At 43.0% G+C, this 17,392-nt stretch carries 9 protein-coding genes, 1 tRNA gene and 2 pseudogenes; 5 read left to right on the plus strand and 7 right to left on the minus strand.

Going from position 1 to position 17,392, the window contains the following annotated elements; genetic code table 11:
* Positions 1 to 36: 36 nt before the first annotated feature.
* A complete protein-coding gene (locus tag ACYRY3_RS11165; RefSeq protein WP_460201748.1) occupies positions 37 to 1,155 on the minus strand; it encodes an ABC transporter permease in 1,119 nt (372 codons plus the stop codon).
* Positions 1,156 to 1,230: 75 nt separating this feature from the next.
* Positions 1,231 to 2,106 (minus strand): Npun_R2479 family HD domain-containing metalloprotein, encoded by an 876-nt coding sequence (locus tag ACYRY3_RS11170; protein ID WP_460201749.1) that lies wholly within the window; start codon positions 2,104 to 2,106, stop codon positions 1,231 to 1,233.
* A 418-nt stretch (positions 2,107 to 2,524) separates the two neighbouring features.
* Here ACYRY3_RS11170 and ACYRY3_RS11175 point away from each other — a divergent pair, with 418 nt between their 5' ends.
* From ACYRY3_RS11175 to ACYRY3_RS11185, 3 genes are all read left to right on the plus strand, one after another.
* Positions 2,525 to 4,075, plus strand: a complete 1,551-nt coding sequence (locus tag ACYRY3_RS11175; RefSeq protein WP_460201788.1) for an efflux RND transporter periplasmic adaptor subunit — start codon at positions 2,525 to 2,527, stop codon at positions 4,073 to 4,075.
* A 41-nt stretch (positions 4,076 to 4,116) separates the two neighbouring features.
* Positions 4,117 to 7,293 carry an efflux RND transporter permease subunit gene (locus tag ACYRY3_RS11180; RefSeq protein ID WP_460201750.1) on the plus strand — a complete coding sequence of 1,059 codons (3,177 nt, stop codon included), beginning with the start codon at positions 4,117 to 4,119 and terminating at the stop codon, positions 7,291 to 7,293.
* 46 nt (positions 7,294 to 7,339) lie between these two features.
* Positions 7,340 to 7,411, plus strand: a tRNA-Gly gene (locus tag ACYRY3_RS11185).
* Between the two features lie 250 nt (positions 7,412 to 7,661).
* Here the strand turns inward: ACYRY3_RS11185 and ACYRY3_RS11190 are convergent.
* The 4 genes and pseudogenes from ACYRY3_RS11190 to ACYRY3_RS11205 form a co-directional block, all read right to left on the minus strand.
* Positions 7,662 to 7,877, minus strand: a pseudogene (locus ACYRY3_RS11190) (PIN domain-containing protein); the annotation flags it as partial.
* Between the two features lie 486 nt (positions 7,878 to 8,363).
* Entirely contained in the window at positions 8,364 to 8,711 is a 348-nt protein-coding gene (locus ACYRY3_RS11195; protein WP_460201751.1) for a hypothetical protein, read from the minus strand.
* A gap of 282 nt (positions 8,712 to 8,993) precedes the next feature.
* Complete coding sequence (locus ACYRY3_RS11200) at positions 8,994 to 9,407, minus strand: DNA methyltransferase (protein ID WP_460201789.1); 414 nt, start codon at positions 9,405 to 9,407, stop codon at positions 8,994 to 8,996.
* A gap of 244 nt (positions 9,408 to 9,651) precedes the next feature.
* On the minus strand, positions 9,652 to 10,521 hold the full coding sequence (locus tag ACYRY3_RS11205; RefSeq protein WP_460201752.1) for a nucleoside hydrolase: 870 nt from the start codon (positions 10,519 to 10,521) through the stop codon (positions 9,652 to 9,654).
* Positions 10,522 to 10,585: 64 nt separating this feature from the next.
* Between ACYRY3_RS11205 and ACYRY3_RS11210 the strand changes: the two genes are divergently transcribed.
* Together ACYRY3_RS11210 and ACYRY3_RS11215 are read left to right on the plus strand one after the other, a co-directional pair.
* Positions 10,586 to 11,701: an A/G-specific adenine glycosylase gene (locus ACYRY3_RS11210; RefSeq protein ID WP_460201753.1), complete on the plus strand. Its 1,116-nt coding sequence runs from the start codon at positions 10,586 to 10,588 to the stop codon at positions 11,699 to 11,701.
* Between the two features lie 362 nt (positions 11,702 to 12,063).
* The gene (locus ACYRY3_RS11215; RefSeq protein WP_460201754.1) at positions 12,064 to 16,062 is read left to right on the plus strand and encodes a response regulator; all 3,999 of its coding nucleotides are present in this window, start codon (positions 12,064 to 12,066) and stop codon (positions 16,060 to 16,062) included.
* Here ACYRY3_RS11215 and ACYRY3_RS11220 read toward each other — a convergent pair.
* A pseudogene (locus tag ACYRY3_RS11220) lies at positions 15,970 to 17,364 on the minus strand (fatty acyl-AMP ligase); the annotation flags it as partial. The gene ACYRY3_RS11215 and the pseudogene ACYRY3_RS11220 overlap by 93 nt on opposite strands.
* Between the last annotated feature and the right edge of the window lie 28 nt (positions 17,365 to 17,392).

Consider the following 17,392-nt stretch of genomic DNA (forward strand, 5'->3'; position numbering starts at 1 on the left):
TTTGGGATATGCCGCAGGCGATGTTGGCTCAGGTTGTTAACGCTGCAAACTACGGGGGTCGAGAGCATCCCTTAACCCATCGCCCAGTACGTTGAAAGCTAACACTGTAACGATAATTAAAAGTGCAGGAGGCCAGATGAGCCAAGGTTGTAACACCAAAACAGAGGCGTTCGTTGCCAGAGATAGCATATTCCCCCAAGAAGGGTCTGGCTGTTGAATTCCCAATCCGATAAGACTGAGTACCGCCTCTGCCCCAATGAAACTGGGAATAGAAAGGGTAGCAGAAATAATGATATATGTCGCAGTTTGCGGGAGTACGTGTCGGAGGATGATATACAGCGGTTTTCCCCCCATCGCTTTTGCCGCTTGGACATACTCTCGCTCTTTAATTGAAAGCACTTGTCCGCGAATGACTCTTGCTAATCCTGCCCAACTGATAAAGGAAGTGATGGCGACTATCAGCAAAAAGCGCTGGGTATTTGATATTCCTGGTGGTAAGACTGCACCTAAAGTGACCAAAAGATAAATGCTGGGAAAAGTCATCAGCACTTCGGTTAAGCGCATGATGACACTATCTGTCCAACTTCCCAAATATCCCGAAATTCCACCTATCAGCAGCCCCAAAGGAAAGGTGAGGGCAACTCCCACAAGACCGATAAACAAACTGATACGTCCACCAACAAGCAGGCGGCTCAATTGGTCGCGCCCTTGGTCATCCGTACCCAAAAGGTTGAACTTTGCTTCACCATCAGCACCAAATAAATGCCAATTTAAGGGAATACCGGGAATAATATCTACTTCTTGCCATTTAGGTGGTAGGGGCACACTCAACTGAAACAAACGGTACTCCCAACCTTGAACGAACAGCCGTAAGGGAGAAGGTTTTTTGTAGTTGACGATGAGTTCGCGATCGCCTGTGTTTAAATCCGTTTCTCCCTGAGTTGTTGGATAAATATGAGGACCGATAAATTGCTTTGTTTCTTGAGAAACCCAATAAACCCGAGTTGGTGGTAGTAGAGAACCATTGGGTTGAGAGGCGTAGGGGTCATATGGAGCAACAAAATCAGCGGCAATCACTATCATGTAGAAAAACAAGAGCACAATTGCCCCTAATTTTGCTAAAGGGTTCTTTTTCAGTCGATACCACCAGTTCATAGTTTTTAGTTACTAGTTAGTTGTTAGTTGTTAGTTGTTAATAGTAACAAATGACACTGGACAAATGACCAATGACTAAGCCCGCCGCTTCTCAACCAAATACAGGTGGTCTTCTTGATTTTTTTCGTGTTCTACAACAAACACATTAGAGTAAAGATTGGCAATAATTTGTTTTCCTTGCTGTGTTAGAGAAAGGTAACGCAATGCATCTTGAATATATTGATAGACAACATTCCAGTAAAACTTAGCGTAGTTCTTGCGTAAGTCAGCAGGATTTTGGTAACCCAATACCTTATTCATCCCAGTCTCCTCAAATTCATAGAACAAGGAAGTAATCTTTTTTAAATAACGGGGGTCGCTTAATTGACCAATCAAATCCGCTGCACGCACCAACCCAGCAAAACTATGTGTATCTTGGTGGTCATCTACAGCTGGCACTGGAAACCGAGTTAATTCAATATTTCTCTTGATGACCTCAGAATCTATAAGTTTGTGTCCGCCAAAACGTTCATCTATGAAGAGTTTTGCTCTATCAACATGATATGGGGTAAGACTGGCATCAGAAGCGCCTGGTGGCAGACCAATCATTTTTCCATCTTTACCAGTAGCATACAAGCCTTCTTCGTCACGGTCTTGGCGGCACACCCCTTTGACGTAACCAATGTCATGGCAAACTAAGGAGATGATAAAATGCAGCCAGTCTTCACTGGAGACACCACCTTCACGGATGTGTTTGCCGCGTAAGATTTCTTGTCCCACCAAGGTGACTAAGATAGAGTGTTCTACGTTATGATACAGGGCGTCGCTATTGGCAATATTTTCTAAAGCCATGTTACCCGCCCAAGCTATAATATCTTGGTAATCGTGCTTAAAGCAGCCGTAGGTACGACGGTAGCCTTCACGAATTTGTTCTACAAAGGAATCTATTAAAATCTCAGTTGCATTGAACATAGTAAATACTCAGTTTGATAATAATTATTTATGTTTCCCAGGAATCGACATACCTAGCAAGTGGCAGTTCGGCACTTGACAAATGTCATTTTATAACCACTTCCTAGAGTAGACCGAGAGTGTTTCCTGGCTGACAGCAGCAGAAGTAGCAAATCCTTACGACTTTAACACAGCAAAAAAACAGTGAACAGCGATCGCTGACATGGTGACCCGTGACTCGCGACCCGCGATCGAGCGTCAGGAATTGATAACTATTTCCTTGTAGCTAAAGATATGACTTTTGTCATGGGTAAATTCCGAGGAATCACACAACCAGAAGCCCTGGCAATACGTCATAGTTAATTTACAGTAATCATTTTTAAACTTTCTTAAGCGAAAGCGCTTATATTTGGTTTGGCAGGAAGTGGAGGCATCAACTGTGGGTGAAGAGAGTTTGTCAGAACTAGAACTCGAAGAACCAGTGGCGGTGGAAGACGCCAAATGGGAAGAGAAAACAACAACGGAGAAGCGGGGCAACCCTTGGCTAGTGCCATTGTTAGTAGGTGCGGGTTTGGGAGTTGCTATCTCCTTTGGGGTTGGGGGCATGCTTGGTCACCGCTCCGCAAGTCAAACACCAGCACCTGTGAAATCGGTACAAAAAGCAGCGCCGACCATGACTGTTACCGTTGCCCTAGCCGAAACAACTCGTGTTGCCCGCACCCTCTACACGACAGGAACTGTAGCAGCAAGGGATTTGACGCCGATTTTGCCTCAAGCTAATGGGTTGCAAATCAAACAAGTTCTTGTGAAAGAGGGAGAACAAGTCAAAGCAGGTCAAGTGCTGGCTGTACTGGATAATTCTATTTTGCAAGAGCAAATTAGGCAAGCGAAAGCGGAAGTGGAAGCAAAGCAGGCAGATGTGGCTTCCAAACAGGCAGATTTGCTCTCAAAAAGAGCATCTGTCACTTCTAGTGAAGCAGTTGTTGCGTCCAATCAAGCAATTGTGCAGCAAAAATTAGCAGACCTAGCTCAAGCCAAGGCAAAATTGAGAGAGGCGGAACTCAATTTTAAGCGCAATCAAGATCTATCAGGTGAAGGGGCAATTAGCCGCCAACAATTTGACACTGCAACGACAAATTTGGCAACAGCAACAGAGGCGGTGCGCCTTGCCGAAGCTAATGTTAAGAGTGCCCAAGCTAACGTTAAGAGCGCCCAAGCGAACATCGGTAGTGCCCTTGCAGGTGTCAGCATTGCCCAAGCTAATGTCAGCAGTGCCCAAGCTAATGTCAAAAGTAGTGCAGCGAGAGTGGAACAACTCAAAACTCAACTAGGACAAACTTTGGTTCGCACGCCCGTTTCGGGAGTGGTGGCAGAAAAGTTGGCAAGAGTGGGAGATGTGACGGGTGTGCCACCCCAAACTCAGATTGGAACTGTAGTGGGCGGGACACAAAAGTTATTCTCAATTATTCAAAATGGTGAGTTGGAATTGCAGGCACTGGTTCCTCAAGTTCAACTGACACAAGTCAAAATTAGTGCGCCGGTGCAAGTGACAACGGATGTTGATAGTCGGGTACGGATACAAGGAAAAGTCAGAGAAATAGAACCTGTGGTGAATCAGCAAAGGCGTGAAGCAACGGTGAAAATTGATTTACCCTCAACGGTTTCTTTGAAACCAGGTATGTTTGCCCGTGCTGCCATTACGACAACAAACACAACAGGTGTGGCGGTACCCCAAAAAGCTGTGCTTCCCCAACCGGATGGGAGTGCAATTGTATTCATGCTATCGGGTGAAGACACTGTTCGCGCTCAAAAAGTAGAACTAGGAGAAGTTCTCATTGGTGGCAGAGTGGAAATCAAAAGTGGCGTGCAAAGAGGCGATCGCGTAGTGGTTCAAGGCGCAGGATATCTCAAAGATGGGGATAGAGTACGAATTGTCAACAATCCCGAGTCTGTAGAGACGTCCAATGACACGTCTCTAAAAAGCCCGTAATCATAACCAATAACTTTTGACCAATGACTCTTAACTAAACTATGTCCTTCAACATTTCAGCTTGGTCGATAAAAAAACCAGTTCCAACGATAGTTTTATTCTTAATTTTGACAATAGTCGGTTGGTTTTGCTTTCTTTCTTTAGGGATTGATACCAACCCAAATATTGATGTTCCAACAGTACAAGTGAAAGTGACACAACCAGGGGCAGGTCCTGCGGAACTGGAATTCCAAGTCACAAAAAAAATTGAAGATGCTGTTGCTGGGTTGGGTAACATTGACGAACTGCGATCGACAGTGACTGATGGTGTTTCCACAACAACCATCAATTTTGTGTTGGGGACAAATACAGATCGCGCCACCAATGATGTTCGCAATGCAGTATCGCAAATTCGTCAAAACCTGCCCCAAGACATCAACGACCCCATTGTGCAGCGCTTAGAATTCGCCGGAGGTGCTATTGTAACCTATGCGGTGAAATCAGACAAGCGTTCTGTAGAAGAATTGAGTAACCTTGTTGACCAAACCATCAGCCGTGCTTTATTGGCTGTCAAAGGCGTGGCACAAGTTAAGCGTATCGGTGGGGTTGACCGAGAAATTCGGATTAACCTAGATCCGAGCCGGTTGCAATCTTTAGGTATCACTGCCACCCAAGTCAACGATCAGATTCGGGCTTTTAACATTAACTTACCTGGTGGACGTGCGGAAGTAGGAGGCAGCGAACAGAATATTCGTACTCTTGGTAGCGCGGCTAGCGTAGAAGTTTTAAGAAACTACGAAATTGTCTTGCCGGAAGGCGGTTCCGTACCCTTGTCCAGCTTGGGAACAGTGGAAGATGGTTACGCTGATGTGCGACAAGCCGCAAGCTTGAACAACCAACCCGTGGTAGCGTTTCAAGTGTTGCGGAGTCCCGGCAGCGTCTTGGTGACAGTGGAAGAAGGAGTCAAAGCAGCCGTCGAAAAACTGCAAGAAACACTCCCCCCTGATGTCAAACTGGAATTAATTTTTACAAGAGCTTCATTTGTTAGGAATTCTTACAAAAGCACCATTGAAGAATTAATTCAGGCGTCAGTATTGGCAGTACTTGTCATTCTAGTATTTTTACGGGATTGGCGAGCAACTCTTATTACAGCAGTAGCGTTACCGCTGTCTATAATTCCCACCTTTGCCGTACAATATGCCTTGGGTTACACCCTCAACAACATGACCTTGTTGGCATTGGCACTAGCAGTCGGTAACTTGGTGGATGATGCCGTCGTAGAAATTGAAAATATGGAACGGCACATGTCAATGGGCAAATCGCCCATGCAAGCTGCTTTTGAGTCATCTGATGAAGTGGGTTTGGCTGTGATTGCTAGTGCGGCAACAATTATTGCCGTGTTTCTACCGGTTGCCTTTATGGGTGGTGTTCCCGGTCAATTTTTCCAACCTTTTGGCGTCACTGTTGCCGTTTCCACCATCTTCTCAACCCTCGTGGCGCGGATGATTACGCCGATGATGGGGGCTTATTTGTTGAAGGATAAGCGCTCGAAGGGACAAGGAGACAAACAGACAAACAGACAAGGAGAAAATGGAAAATACCCCCAATCTCCCCTTTCCCCCTCCTCCTCACGGCGTCGCTTCCAACCCTATAAATCTCTTCTGCAATGGGCGCTACGTCACAAATTGACAACAATAGGCATTGCTACAGCATTCTTTATTGGCAGTGCGATGCTTGTTCCCCTAATTCCCAAGGGGTTGATTGATGGTGGTGACATTGGAATTTCTATTATTTCTGCAGAACTTCCCCCCGGTTCTATTTTGGAAGATACCAAAAAGGTAGCCACCCAAATTACTAACCTTGTTAAGGACAACCCTAATGTCGAGAGTGTGCTATCAACAGAAGAAATTAATAATTTAACACTCACTCTTCGGTTGAAATCCAAAGAAGAAGGCAGGAAAATTTCCCAAGTGGAGTTTGAGCAGTCGGTGCGTCCTGTATTGGAGCAAATTCCAGGAGCAAGAATTAGTTTCCAAAGTTCTGGCTCTGTTGGTAGTCGTAAGGATTTGACTATACTCTTACGTAGTGAGAATCCCCAAGCATTGACTCAAGCAGCAAACGCGATAGAAAAACAAATGAGGACAATACCCGGATTGGTGGAACTGTCTTCAAGTGCAAGTTTGGTAAAACCAGAGATTGTGGTTGTCCCCAATCCCCAACGGGCAGCAGATTTAGGGGTAACAGTGCAAGCGATCGCCCGCACGGCATCTCTTGCTACAATTGGCGATACCGATGCAAATTTAGCGAAATACAATCTTCCCGATCGCCAAATTCCAATTCGCGTACAAGTTGACCCCAAAGCACGTGAGGACATAACAACAATCAAAAATCTCCAAGTTCCCAGTCAAAATGGGAGTTTAGTTCCTCTAGTAGCAGTAGCAGATATCCGCTTTGGTAGTGGACCTGCAACTATAGACCGTTTCGATCGCTCCCGTCAAGTCTCCTTAGAAGCGAACTTAGAAGGAATTTCCTTAGGGGATGCCCTCAACGCAGTCAATAAACTACCCGCTTTGCAAAACTTACCACCGTCAGTCATCTTGCAAAACTCCGGTGATGCCAAGATTATGTCTGACATCTTCAGTCGTTTTGGTGCTGCATTAGGGCTTGCATTGATGAGTATCTATGCCATTCTCGTTTTGCTTTATAACAACTTCCTCCACCCCATAACGATTATGGCTGCATTGCCATTCTGTTTGGGGGGTGCGCTGGTAGGTTTGATGTTGGCACAAAAAGCGTTGGGAATCTATGCACTGATTGGTATTGTCCTGTTGATGGGAATTGTGACGAAAAACTCCATCCTGTTGGTAGACTATACAATTATCAACTTAGAGCAAGGGAAAACACAACGTCAGGCGTTAATGGAAGCAGGATTGTCCCGTCTGCGACCAATTATGATGACTTCCTTTGCAACGATCGCAGGTACCATTCCCTTGGCTTTGGGATTGGGTGCAGGTGCGGAAGTCCGCCAACCAATGGGTGTTGCCATCTTGGGAGGTTTTACAACTTCCACGTTGCTCACACTCGTAGTCGTGCCCGTGCTGTTCTCGTACATTGACAACTTCCAAAACTGGATTCTGAATATAGTTAAATACGGTTTTGGTAAGAAAAAGCGGCAGCGTCGAAATGTTGCTGAAGGGAATGGTGCGGTCAGGGATTTGCCTCCGGCTAGTTCAAATTGACAAATCGTGTTATAATAGCTGTTATCTCCAATAGGTGCAGCTACTTGCGGGTGTAATTCAGTGGTAGAATGTCACCTTCCCAAGGTGAACGTCGTGGGTTCGAGTCCCATCGCCCGCTTTGAAAAATGTATCTTTAGCGAATAGCCGCCATGGGGCGAACAACCGTTAGCCCCTACGGATTGTTGGTTAATGATAGCAATTATTGCATGAAGACCTAGATATAACGTAGTTGTCACCAGGGGCAAACTAAACCGTTTAGTTTAGTAAGTGGCTAGCTAGAAAGCTAGCAAGTACGACGGATATAGCTTATGCAACCACTGCCTCAATTGGTAATCGCTCATTCATATCCAACTTCAAGAAATATACTTCTACTTAAGAGTTTGCACATCAGGATAGTTAAGAATTTTCGTATCCGCAGTTAACAAAGGACAATTATAAAATCTAGCTGTAGCTACAATAAGCTGGTCAAACGGGTCGCTATGAAAACCACTTAATTGAGTTGAATCAATTACTATCGGCAGGGACAAATTTAATAGCTGTACACCAGGATAAGCTAAAGCAACTTCTAGCCATTTATCAATAGCCTCCCTAACGCAGAACTGGTCATTCATCCCACACTGCCTTCGGTCAGATGTGGGATGAATGACCGATTAAGCTAAATGGTACGTTAAGTGATTGACACTCTCTGCCCTAAAGGGTCAGAGATTCTTAAGACTTTCTAGCTCTTTTTATCCCTATTGCTAGGATTCCACGGGGTACGCACGTTTGCACGTATAGTGCGTAGTGATATCTCCTCAAAAGTGTTCTGGGCGTCTACTTTCTCCCAGTCCGGGGTATGGTTTTATTTAAATGAGTTGTACTCTCATACAATTATATTAATACAAAGCCGTGCTAGAAGCACAGGGTTTTCAACCCATTTTTCTGATAAATATTCACTCCTGAGTTTAATAATTTCTTGTAAGCAACAGCAAAAGCCAGAGCAATTTGTCTTAAAGTAAGCAATGGACAGTGAGCCGAAACCAAGCAGCTATCTAGTACACTGCTCTTAACTTTTAGTTACAAGGTGGAAACTAGACACCAGGCAGTTCTTGAATAAGCTCCTGAATGACGTCTGTTACTTCTTTTCCTGTGCGAGCACAATAACTTTCCAGCATCTTCGCCTCTTCTGCTGTCAAGTCCAAGGTAATTTGTCTAGACACACTTTTGTCACTAGGGTTTCCAAAACTAGGGAATCTATCAGCTGCTGTTTTATTCATTCTTTTTAATTGAGCTTTTCGTAAGAGATCGTGCTGCAAAGATAAGATTGCAAATTGAGAACTGCCTAAGCCAGTGAAAATCATGATTTTAAAATTGAACTTAGTTTTTTTAAATTTTTTCTTTTTAAAAGTAGTACGTTTGGTTAGAAATTTTGCGTGCAAATCCTATCAGGACAAAGCTTTGACATTCCCCAAGGTAGCTTTTAATTGCATTTTCACTTATCAAGCTATAACGCGTTTAGAATACGTTTATTCATCAACGTACTTTATGGTATATTGAATTATCAGGTAATCAAAGCACAATGTCCAATTATCAATTGCTTAAATAAACTTTACAAATACATATAACTTTGTGCTTGAGTTTCAAATTAAATAATTGATTTACACTAAAATAAATTTTTACTCAATTTTAAAAAAATTATTATATAAAACAATTTAAATATTTTAATGTTTTAAATCATTTGGCAAAATTTTCACTTTTTTCTTTCCCCTAGCTGATTCCCATTCTTCTATCTTCCCATTTGCTAAATCAGTAAGTCGCTTAATTGCTGGCTCAACATCGCCAATTTCCGTTCCTAGCCAATAACGACGTAACTTTTCTGCCGCATAAAATGTAGTACCAGAACCTCCAAAGGGATCGAGCACTATTTGTCGTGGGTTTGATGTCATAGCGATAATGCCTTCCAGCATAATAGGCGCTAATTCATTTGCTCCCCTCGTTTTATGTTGTCGGTGTCGCACTGGTGGAATATCAGCCCACATTTCCTCTAATTCAGTCCAAAACGTTTCCTCACTGCTTACGCCTGACGCATCTTCCCAGGCATCTTCTGGTGAGTCCCAAATATCCATCAAGTTAATACCTTGGGGATTAAAGAGTGAGAAACTTACTCTTTTTCCATCCTAAAATTACTGATTTTGGTAGCAATGCTCAGAAGTAGCTAGCGGTGGGCAGTGCCCACCCTACCTCGTTGAATAGATAATATTCTGCTGGGAAGAGAGAATTGTTTATTTTTATCTATTGGAGATTGATATGTTTTTAAATTCTCAAGTACAGACGTGCTTTGATTCCCAATCAGCTACTTAAAGAAGAATTTAAGTGTATTTAATAAGCGGTCAAAGTAGAAATAAACTTTTCGCGATCGCAATCCGTAATTATCCAAGTATTAGACCCAGGAAACAATCTTGCGCCCCACTTACCTTTCGAGCGATATATTTCGACTTCTGCCCAAGTGCCAATAGATTCGTCAATGGCACAACAAGCAGCTAAGGGGTCATGAAATATTTTTCCTAATGGATTTTTTTTCAAGTAAGTCCCCATTCCCTTCCATATATAATAAAGAGAAAGACTGTTATCCTTAATGAGTTGAAAATGTTCGTGCATATTGCGGTCATAACAAACCCCGTGGCAAACATTTTTAGAAACAAAGCGCCGCACACCAATACCGGGATAAGAAAGCGCTGCTAGTGCAGATTTTGGGTCACCGTTGAGGTTGTAACTTGGGCAAGTCTCCATACCTTTGAATTTTTCTAGTTGCAGTTCTCTTGGGACGACTCCTTCTCCTGCAAACCCGCCCTGAACAACTAAACGCCCTAGCTTAAAATTACCATCGCTTTTGAGCGCTTTTCCTAGGTTTTTCAGAGGACCACCGGCGATCAACGTTGTATTTTCGTCGCAGTACTGTTTGAGGATTTCATCTCCGGGTTCAGCATTGTACGAGGGTGGAATGTCTCCATAAACCTCGTAATGCCAATCGGAAACACATACCTTTGGATGTTCAATATTGTAAGCGCCAACTGGCAAATCTACATCAAACCAAGCAAGTGCTTGTCGCACCAGCCCTATTTGATAAGGAGAACCGGGGGTAACGGTAACGGCTTTGAGGTTGACTTGAGGGTGACCCAGCAATAACAACAGGGTTAGGAAATCATCTGGGTCACCAGTTTCCATGTCCCATACTACAGGCAAAGGCATATTGATCGTCAATTGAATCACAGGTGGGGAAGTACTATATAAAACGTATCAAATGGGCAGTTGTATGAATAAATGTCAGAACTTGAATCAATATGGGGAGGAACTCCTTGCTTGGTATGACCAACACCACAGACCCCTGCCTTGGCGTCAGAAGATAAACATTTATCACACTTGGGTCTGCGAGGTTATGAGCCAACAAACTACTCTAGCTGTTGTTGTGCCCAAATTTTCAGTATTTGTCAAACAACTCCCTACTGTTTACGACCTTGCAGGGTGCGATGAGGAGACACTACGCCAACTTTGGTCGGGCTTGGGATATTATGCCCGTGCCCGTAACTTGAAGAAAGGGGCATTATTTATTGTTGAACACCTTGAAGGTCGTTTTCCTCAGTCATACAACGAGTGGCTGGAAATTCCTGGTTGTGGTCCTTATACGGCAGCTGTTATTGCAAGCGTTTGTTTCAACGAAAAAGTTGCTTGTGTTGATGGCAATGTGACACGGGTTGTCAGCCGTTTGCTTGCTTTATCTCAGGATGTGTGGAGTGCGTCCGGTCAATCAGCTATTCGAGATTTTGCAACTCACATAATTCCTCATGAAAGACCTGGTGATTTTAACCAGGCAATGATGGAGTTGGGAGCAACTGTCTGTCGTAAAACAAAACCGCTTTGCTTATTATGTCCCTTGCGATCGCATTGTTTGGCTTTTGAAAGGAATTGTGTTGAAATTTGTCCTCCTAAGAAACCAAGACGTGATGCAGTGGATGTAGAGTTATTTGCTTTAGTTATTTGGAGAAAGGCAAATGATACACTTGCTGTTGTAGAAAGAACAAAAGGTTTTTTATCAAATACTGTTGGCTTTCCATTGATACCCGATATTGAAATTGCAGAAGTTAAAAAGATGTTTCAATCGCTGCAACCGCTTCAACTTCTCGAATTGCCCGGTACCTTTTCGCATCACATAACCCATCATCGTATTTCAGGAAAAGTCCTGATCGTGCAACAAGTTGAAGATATGAGCGATACTTCTCTTGAGGATTTTTGGCAGAAATTCGGTTTGCCACAACCTTTTTACTGGGTTGCAACAAGTGCGATCGCTGCAAAGCTTTCCACTTCATTAGACAACAAGGTTTTCAAGCTTTTTCAGAACGAGTTGAAAAATGCTAATAACGTTTCCATATGAAGATGCACAGAAAGAAGCCCACGTCTGGGTTACTTCCTCAAAGCATCGGCTACCGTGATGGTGTACAAGTTGAATGTTAGGTTTCGTTCCTCTAAGCACGAAGATGCTCTTAATGTAGGTCTTGTAATTAAATGTTGGGTTTTGTTCCTCAACCCAACCTACTGCCAAATAAAAATCTTATAACACTTAAGAATTTAGGCATCAGACAACCCGTAAAATTACGGTTATACAAGCATTATTTATTCTAAAAATTTAAAAGTCATCAGTAAAAATACGCTAACAGTTTATGCAAATTCTTGCAATTAATTAAAATGAACTAATTCACATCCACTTAACACGCCAGATAAGGATAAAAATCAAGGATGAAAGCTCCAATACCTGATAACGAAGCAAAAAGAATTGCAGCGCTTTTAGAATATAAAATCCTTGATACTCCCCCTGAAGATGCCTTTGACGATCTTACCCGTTTAGCGTCGTATATTTGTGGAACTCCTATTGCCCTAATCAGTTTAGTAGATACCAACCGCCAGTGGTTTAAGTCAAAACTTGGTATAGACGCGCTACAAACACCTCGTGATATTGCATTCTGCGCTCATGGCATTTTACAATCTGACATTTTTGTTGTTCCTGATGCCACAGCTGATGAGCGTTTTGCCAGCAACCCATTAGTGACCTCTGACCCCAATATCCGGTTTTATGCTGGCGCACCTTTGATAAATCCTGAAGGACAGGCAATAGGAATGCTGTGTGTCATTGACTATGTGCCCAGACAACTCTCTCCAGAACAGGTTGAGGCATTAAGAACCTTAGGTCACCATGTCATTACACTCATGGAACTAAGACGTAATTTAACTAGTTTAGTACTTACGAAAAATGAACGCAAACAGGTAAAGAAAGTACGCAAGCATCTCTTTCTCTGGCTGGCTGGAGGCTTTGGATTTGCTTCAGCAATTTTAATTTTCATTGGCATATTTTCGTATCAAGCGACACAAGTTTTTGTTGAGACTAACCGTCAGGTGATAAAGACCCAAGAGAAAATTAACAATCTGGAAAAACTGCTGTCCGCAATGAAAGATGCTGAAACTGGACAACGCAGTTACCTTCTTACAGGAGAAGAAGTTTATCTGAAACCATATAAAGCAGCACTAGTTAATGTTGATGCAGAAATTGAAGAGTTTAAGAGTTTTATAGTAGATAATCCTCAGCAACAGAAGCAGTTAAAAGCCCTTGAAACCCTGATATTTGCAAAACTTGCAGAACTTAAGCAGACAGTAAGCTTGCGCCAGCAAAAAGGATTTGAGGTGGCGTTACAGATGGTTCGCACACATAGGGGAAAAAACTTTATGGATGAAATCCGTAAGGTTATTCTTGAAATAGAAAACGAAGAGAAGAAAAGACTTAAAATACAGTCAAAAGCAGTGCAAGCCAATATGTACAATACGCAGCTAACACTTGCAATTGCGATCGCTCTGACTTTTGTCATTCTTGCTGCGGGTTACTACCACATTTACTGCGAGATAATTGAGCGCCAGAGCACAGAGGAATCCCTAAACAAAGAACGCAACTTTATCTCAGCAGTTCTGGATACAGCCAGCGCCTTGGTAGTCGTATTAGACCCACAAGGGCGAATTGTTCGCTTTAATCAAGCCTGCGAACAAACAACAGGTTATTCATTCAAGGAAGTGAGGAATAGATATTTCTGGAACTTGTTTATACTTCCTGAAGAGAAAGATCGGGTGAAAGGCTGCTTTGAGCAGCTGGTGGCTGGGGAAGGATTGAAAGAGTATGAAAACTACTGGGTCAGCAAAGATGGTAGCCAGCGACTCATTGCATGGTCGAATACTTTGTTGCAAGACGAAACGGGTACAGTGGAGTATATCATTGGTACTGGTATTGATATTACCGAACGCAAGCAAGCAGAAAAAGAGATCCAACGCCAGAATTTGCGATTGCATCTATTGACTGAAATTACCCTCAAGATTCGTCAATCGCTACAAATTGAAGCAATTCTTCAAACTACAGTGAATGAGGTACAAAAAATTCTCAAGAGCGATCGAGTTCTCATTTACCAGCCTTCTCCTGATTGGTTGGCTAGCATCATCACAGAAGCCGTGGTTTGTGACAGCCGGAGCATCAAAGGGCAAAAAATGTCAGAAGCTTATCTTCAAGCAGAATACCAGCAGCAGTTCTATTTACAGCAATACCGTTGTAAAAGGATTTCAACCATTCCAAATTTAGAGTTGCTTGAAATGCAACAAATCTATATGGAGTTACTGCAAAACTTTGAGGTCAAAGCTAATTTTGTCGTACCCATTTTTGTCAAAGAAGAACTCTGTGGCTTACTCATCGTTCATTACTGTTGCGATTGTTCTCAGCAATGGTCAAGCTTTGATACTCATCTTTTGCAACAAATTTCCGACCAAGTTGGTCTTGCACTAACTCAAGCTCAATTGCTAGAAGCAGAAACTCGTCAGCGACAGGAAATAGAAGTTGCCCGTCGCCAAGCCGAGTTAGCTTCTCAAGCCAAAAGTGCTTTTTTGGCTAATATGAGTCACGAAATTCGGACGCCCATGAATGCAGTTTTGGGTATGACCGGGCTGCTGTTAGAAACTCCTTTAAATCCAGAACAACGAGATTTTGTTGAAACAGTTCGTATCAGTGGAGACGCCCTCTTAACTTTGATTAACGAAATTTTGGATTTATCAAAACTAGAGGCTGGGGAAATGACTTTAGAAACACTAGATTTCGATCTGTCTACCTGTATGGAAGAAGTGTTGGAATTACTAGCCCCTGCCGCACATAAGAAAGGATTGGAAATTGCAGCATTAATCGACCATAATGTCCCAACCCACCTTAAAGGAGACGAGAGTCGCTTGCGACAAATCCTGATGAACTTGATAAGTAACGCTATTAAGTTCACGAGTTGTGGGGAAATTTTGGTGCAAACGAAATTACAAGCAGAAACTTCCACGACAGCCATCATCTCGTTTTCTGTCACGGATACTGGTATTGGCATCACTCCTGAAGATCGACACAAACTTTTTTCACCATTTACTCAAGTGGATGCTTCTACCACCCGCAAGTATGGAGGAACAGGTTTAGGATTATCCATCTGCAAGCAACTTGCTATCTTAATGGGAGGAGAAATTGGGTTAGAAAGTCAGTTAGGGAAAGGATCTAAGTTTTGGTTTGCGATTCCTTTTACCAAGCAACTCCAGACAGTTTCATCAGTAAAAAATAGTCATTGTCTAACTGATAAGCGGTTATTGGTGGTAGATGATAATGCTACCAATCGCAAAATTATCTACCATCAAGCTACCCATTGGGGAATGCAGATAGAAGAAGCATCTTGTGCTGTTTCTGCCCTTAAAGCTTTGCAAGAAGCATCCAAGCAAAACATGCCTTACGATCTTGCTTTGATTGATATGCAAATGCCAGAGGTAGATGGTCTGACTTTGGGTTCAGAAATTAAGGCAGATTCAGCTATCGCAGATCTACCGTTGGTTATGCTGACTTCTACGAATCAGCGTGATGAAGTACAACGGGCACTAAACATAGGATTTGCTGCTTATTTGGTTAAACCTGTCAAAGCTTCCCGGCTGCTTGATACCATCATGAATATTTTAGAAACTCAATCCGAGATTGAAAAAGAGGACAAGGAGATAAGGGAATACGGGGAACAAGGAAACAAGAAAGATTTGCCTTACTCGTCTATCAAACCTAAGTTAAGAATTTTACTTGCTGAGGACAATCTGGTGAATCAGAAAGTCGCCCTGAGACAATTAAAAAGCCTGGGTTATGATGCTGATGTCGCTGCTAATGGTCAGGAAGTTTTAGATTTGTTGGAAAAAATTCCTTATAACTTGGTTATTATGGATTGCCAAATGCCAATTCTTGATGGTTTGGCAGCTACAAGAGAAATTCGTAACAGGGAAGAAAGTTCTTTTGCCAATGGTTACCGTCCTGTGGTCATTGCTATGACAGCTAATGCTATGAAACAAGACGAGCAAATGTGTTTGGATGCAGGTATGGATGACTATTTAAGCAAGCCAGTGAAAAAAGAACAATTGGCTGTAGTTTTAGAGCGTTGGGGTCAAGTAATATTTACACAACAAGAGCCAATGGTGTTGGAGCAAAGCTTTTCTGTCAACAATCTTGATTCGTTAGAAGTACTCATTGATTGGGAGCATTTACAAGAGATATCAGAAAGTAATCCAGAATTTGAATTAGAACTATTGCAAATCTTTGTTGAAGAGACGCAGTCTCATATGGTTTTGCCCTCGGATGATAATCATATCTTTGACGCGCCCCGTGACAAACAGTTCGCCATTGTGCAAAAATCCCAAATCCCCCGTCCGTAAAAAAGGTCCTTCTCCAATGTCTTGCAGCTGTGCTCGAAAAGTTTGCTCGGTCTGTTCCGGTCGATTCCAATAGCCTTGGGCGATGCTAGAACCAGATACCCAAATTTCACCTACCTCATTAGGTTTGCAGCGGGTCATAGTTTCTGGATGGGCAATAACAACCTTTAAATCCTCCAAGGGTTGACCGCAACCAACTATTGTTTGAGTGAAATCGTCCTTTGCGCTTTCGGCTAAAACTACCCGATTTTGCTCTAGTGCTGCTTTTTGGACAGTTTGCAAAACTGGCGGGGCGCTTGCATAACCACCAGAAACAATTAAAGTTGTTTCCGCCATACCATAACAGGGGTAAAATGCCGAGTCGCGGAAGCCACAAGATGCAAAAGCCTCTGCAAACTTTTTCATTGTCTCGGCGCGGACTGGTTCGGCCCCGTTGAAAGCCACTTGCCAACTACTAAGGTCGAGAGTTGCTTTCTCTTCAAGAGTAATCTTGTTTACGCACAAGTCATAGGCAAAATTGGGTCCACCACTGGTAGTTGCTTTGTAGTGGGAAATAGCTTGGAGCCAACGCAAAGGGCGTTGGAAAAAAGCCTCTGGAGACATGAGAATACATGGAATACCCAAGTACAGAGGCTGAAGTACATTCCCAATCAGACCCATGTCATGAAAAAGAGGCAACCAGCCAACGACGCTAGATTGCGAATTATGCTCGAATCCCTTCTGGATTAGCTGTTCGTTGTGCAGCAAATTGCCATGACTTACCATCACTCCTTTTGGTGTTCCTGTAGAACCGGAAGTGTACTGGAGAAAGGCTAGGGTGTCGCTGTATAAGGCTGTTTCCTGCCATGATTCTGCCGCAGATGGATCGATGTTGTCTGTAGCCAAACACTGCAATCCGGCTAGTTCTGGATTTTGGGCGAACCGACTTTTGATGTTACTTAATAAAGCTTCTGTTGTCAGTAACACTTGAGGCTGGGCATCTGCGACAATCGCCTCCAGTCGCGACATCTTTTGATTGCGTCTGGGTGGATAGGCAGGAACCGCCACCACTCCTGCATACAGACATCCGAAAAAGGCGGCAATAAATTCCAGACCTGATGGATAGAGCAGCAAGGCTCGTTGTCCGCTAGCTTTTATACTCTGGAGTTTCGCCGCGATCGCTCGTGAAAGTCGGTCTAACTCTTCATAAGTCAGACTAGCTAATTCTGTGTCTGCATCTTTTATAAAGATATAAGCTCTTTGGTCTTTTTGATATAAGGCTCTTTCCCTTAAGACATTTACTATAGTACAAAGTTTCCGTAACATTATTTTGCTCTTGTAATTTGTTTGACAT

The sequence above is a fragment of the Scytonema sp. NUACC21 genome, from assembly GCF_054684315.1.

Coding starts and splice junctions, on each gene's coding strand:
- ACYRY3_RS11215 (WP_460201754.1), top strand. CDS start 12,064: ATGAAAGCTCCAATACCTGATAACGAAGCAAAAAGAATTGCAGCGCTT.
- ACYRY3_RS11205 (WP_460201752.1), bottom strand. CDS start 10,521: ATGCCTTTGCCTGTAGTATGGGACATGGAAACTGGTGACCCAGATGAT.
- ACYRY3_RS11210 (WP_460201753.1), top strand. CDS start 10,586: ATGAATAAATGTCAGAACTTGAATCAATATGGGGAGGAACTCCTTGCT.
- ACYRY3_RS11165 (WP_460201748.1), bottom strand. CDS start 1,155: ATGAACTGGTGGTATCGACTGAAAAAGAACCCTTTAGCAAAATTAGGG.
- ACYRY3_RS11170 (WP_460201749.1), bottom strand. CDS start 2,106: ATGTTCAATGCAACTGAGATTTTAATAGATTCCTTTGTAGAACAAATT.
- ACYRY3_RS11180 (WP_460201750.1), top strand. CDS start 4,117: ATGTCCTTCAACATTTCAGCTTGGTCGATAAAAAAACCAGTTCCAACG.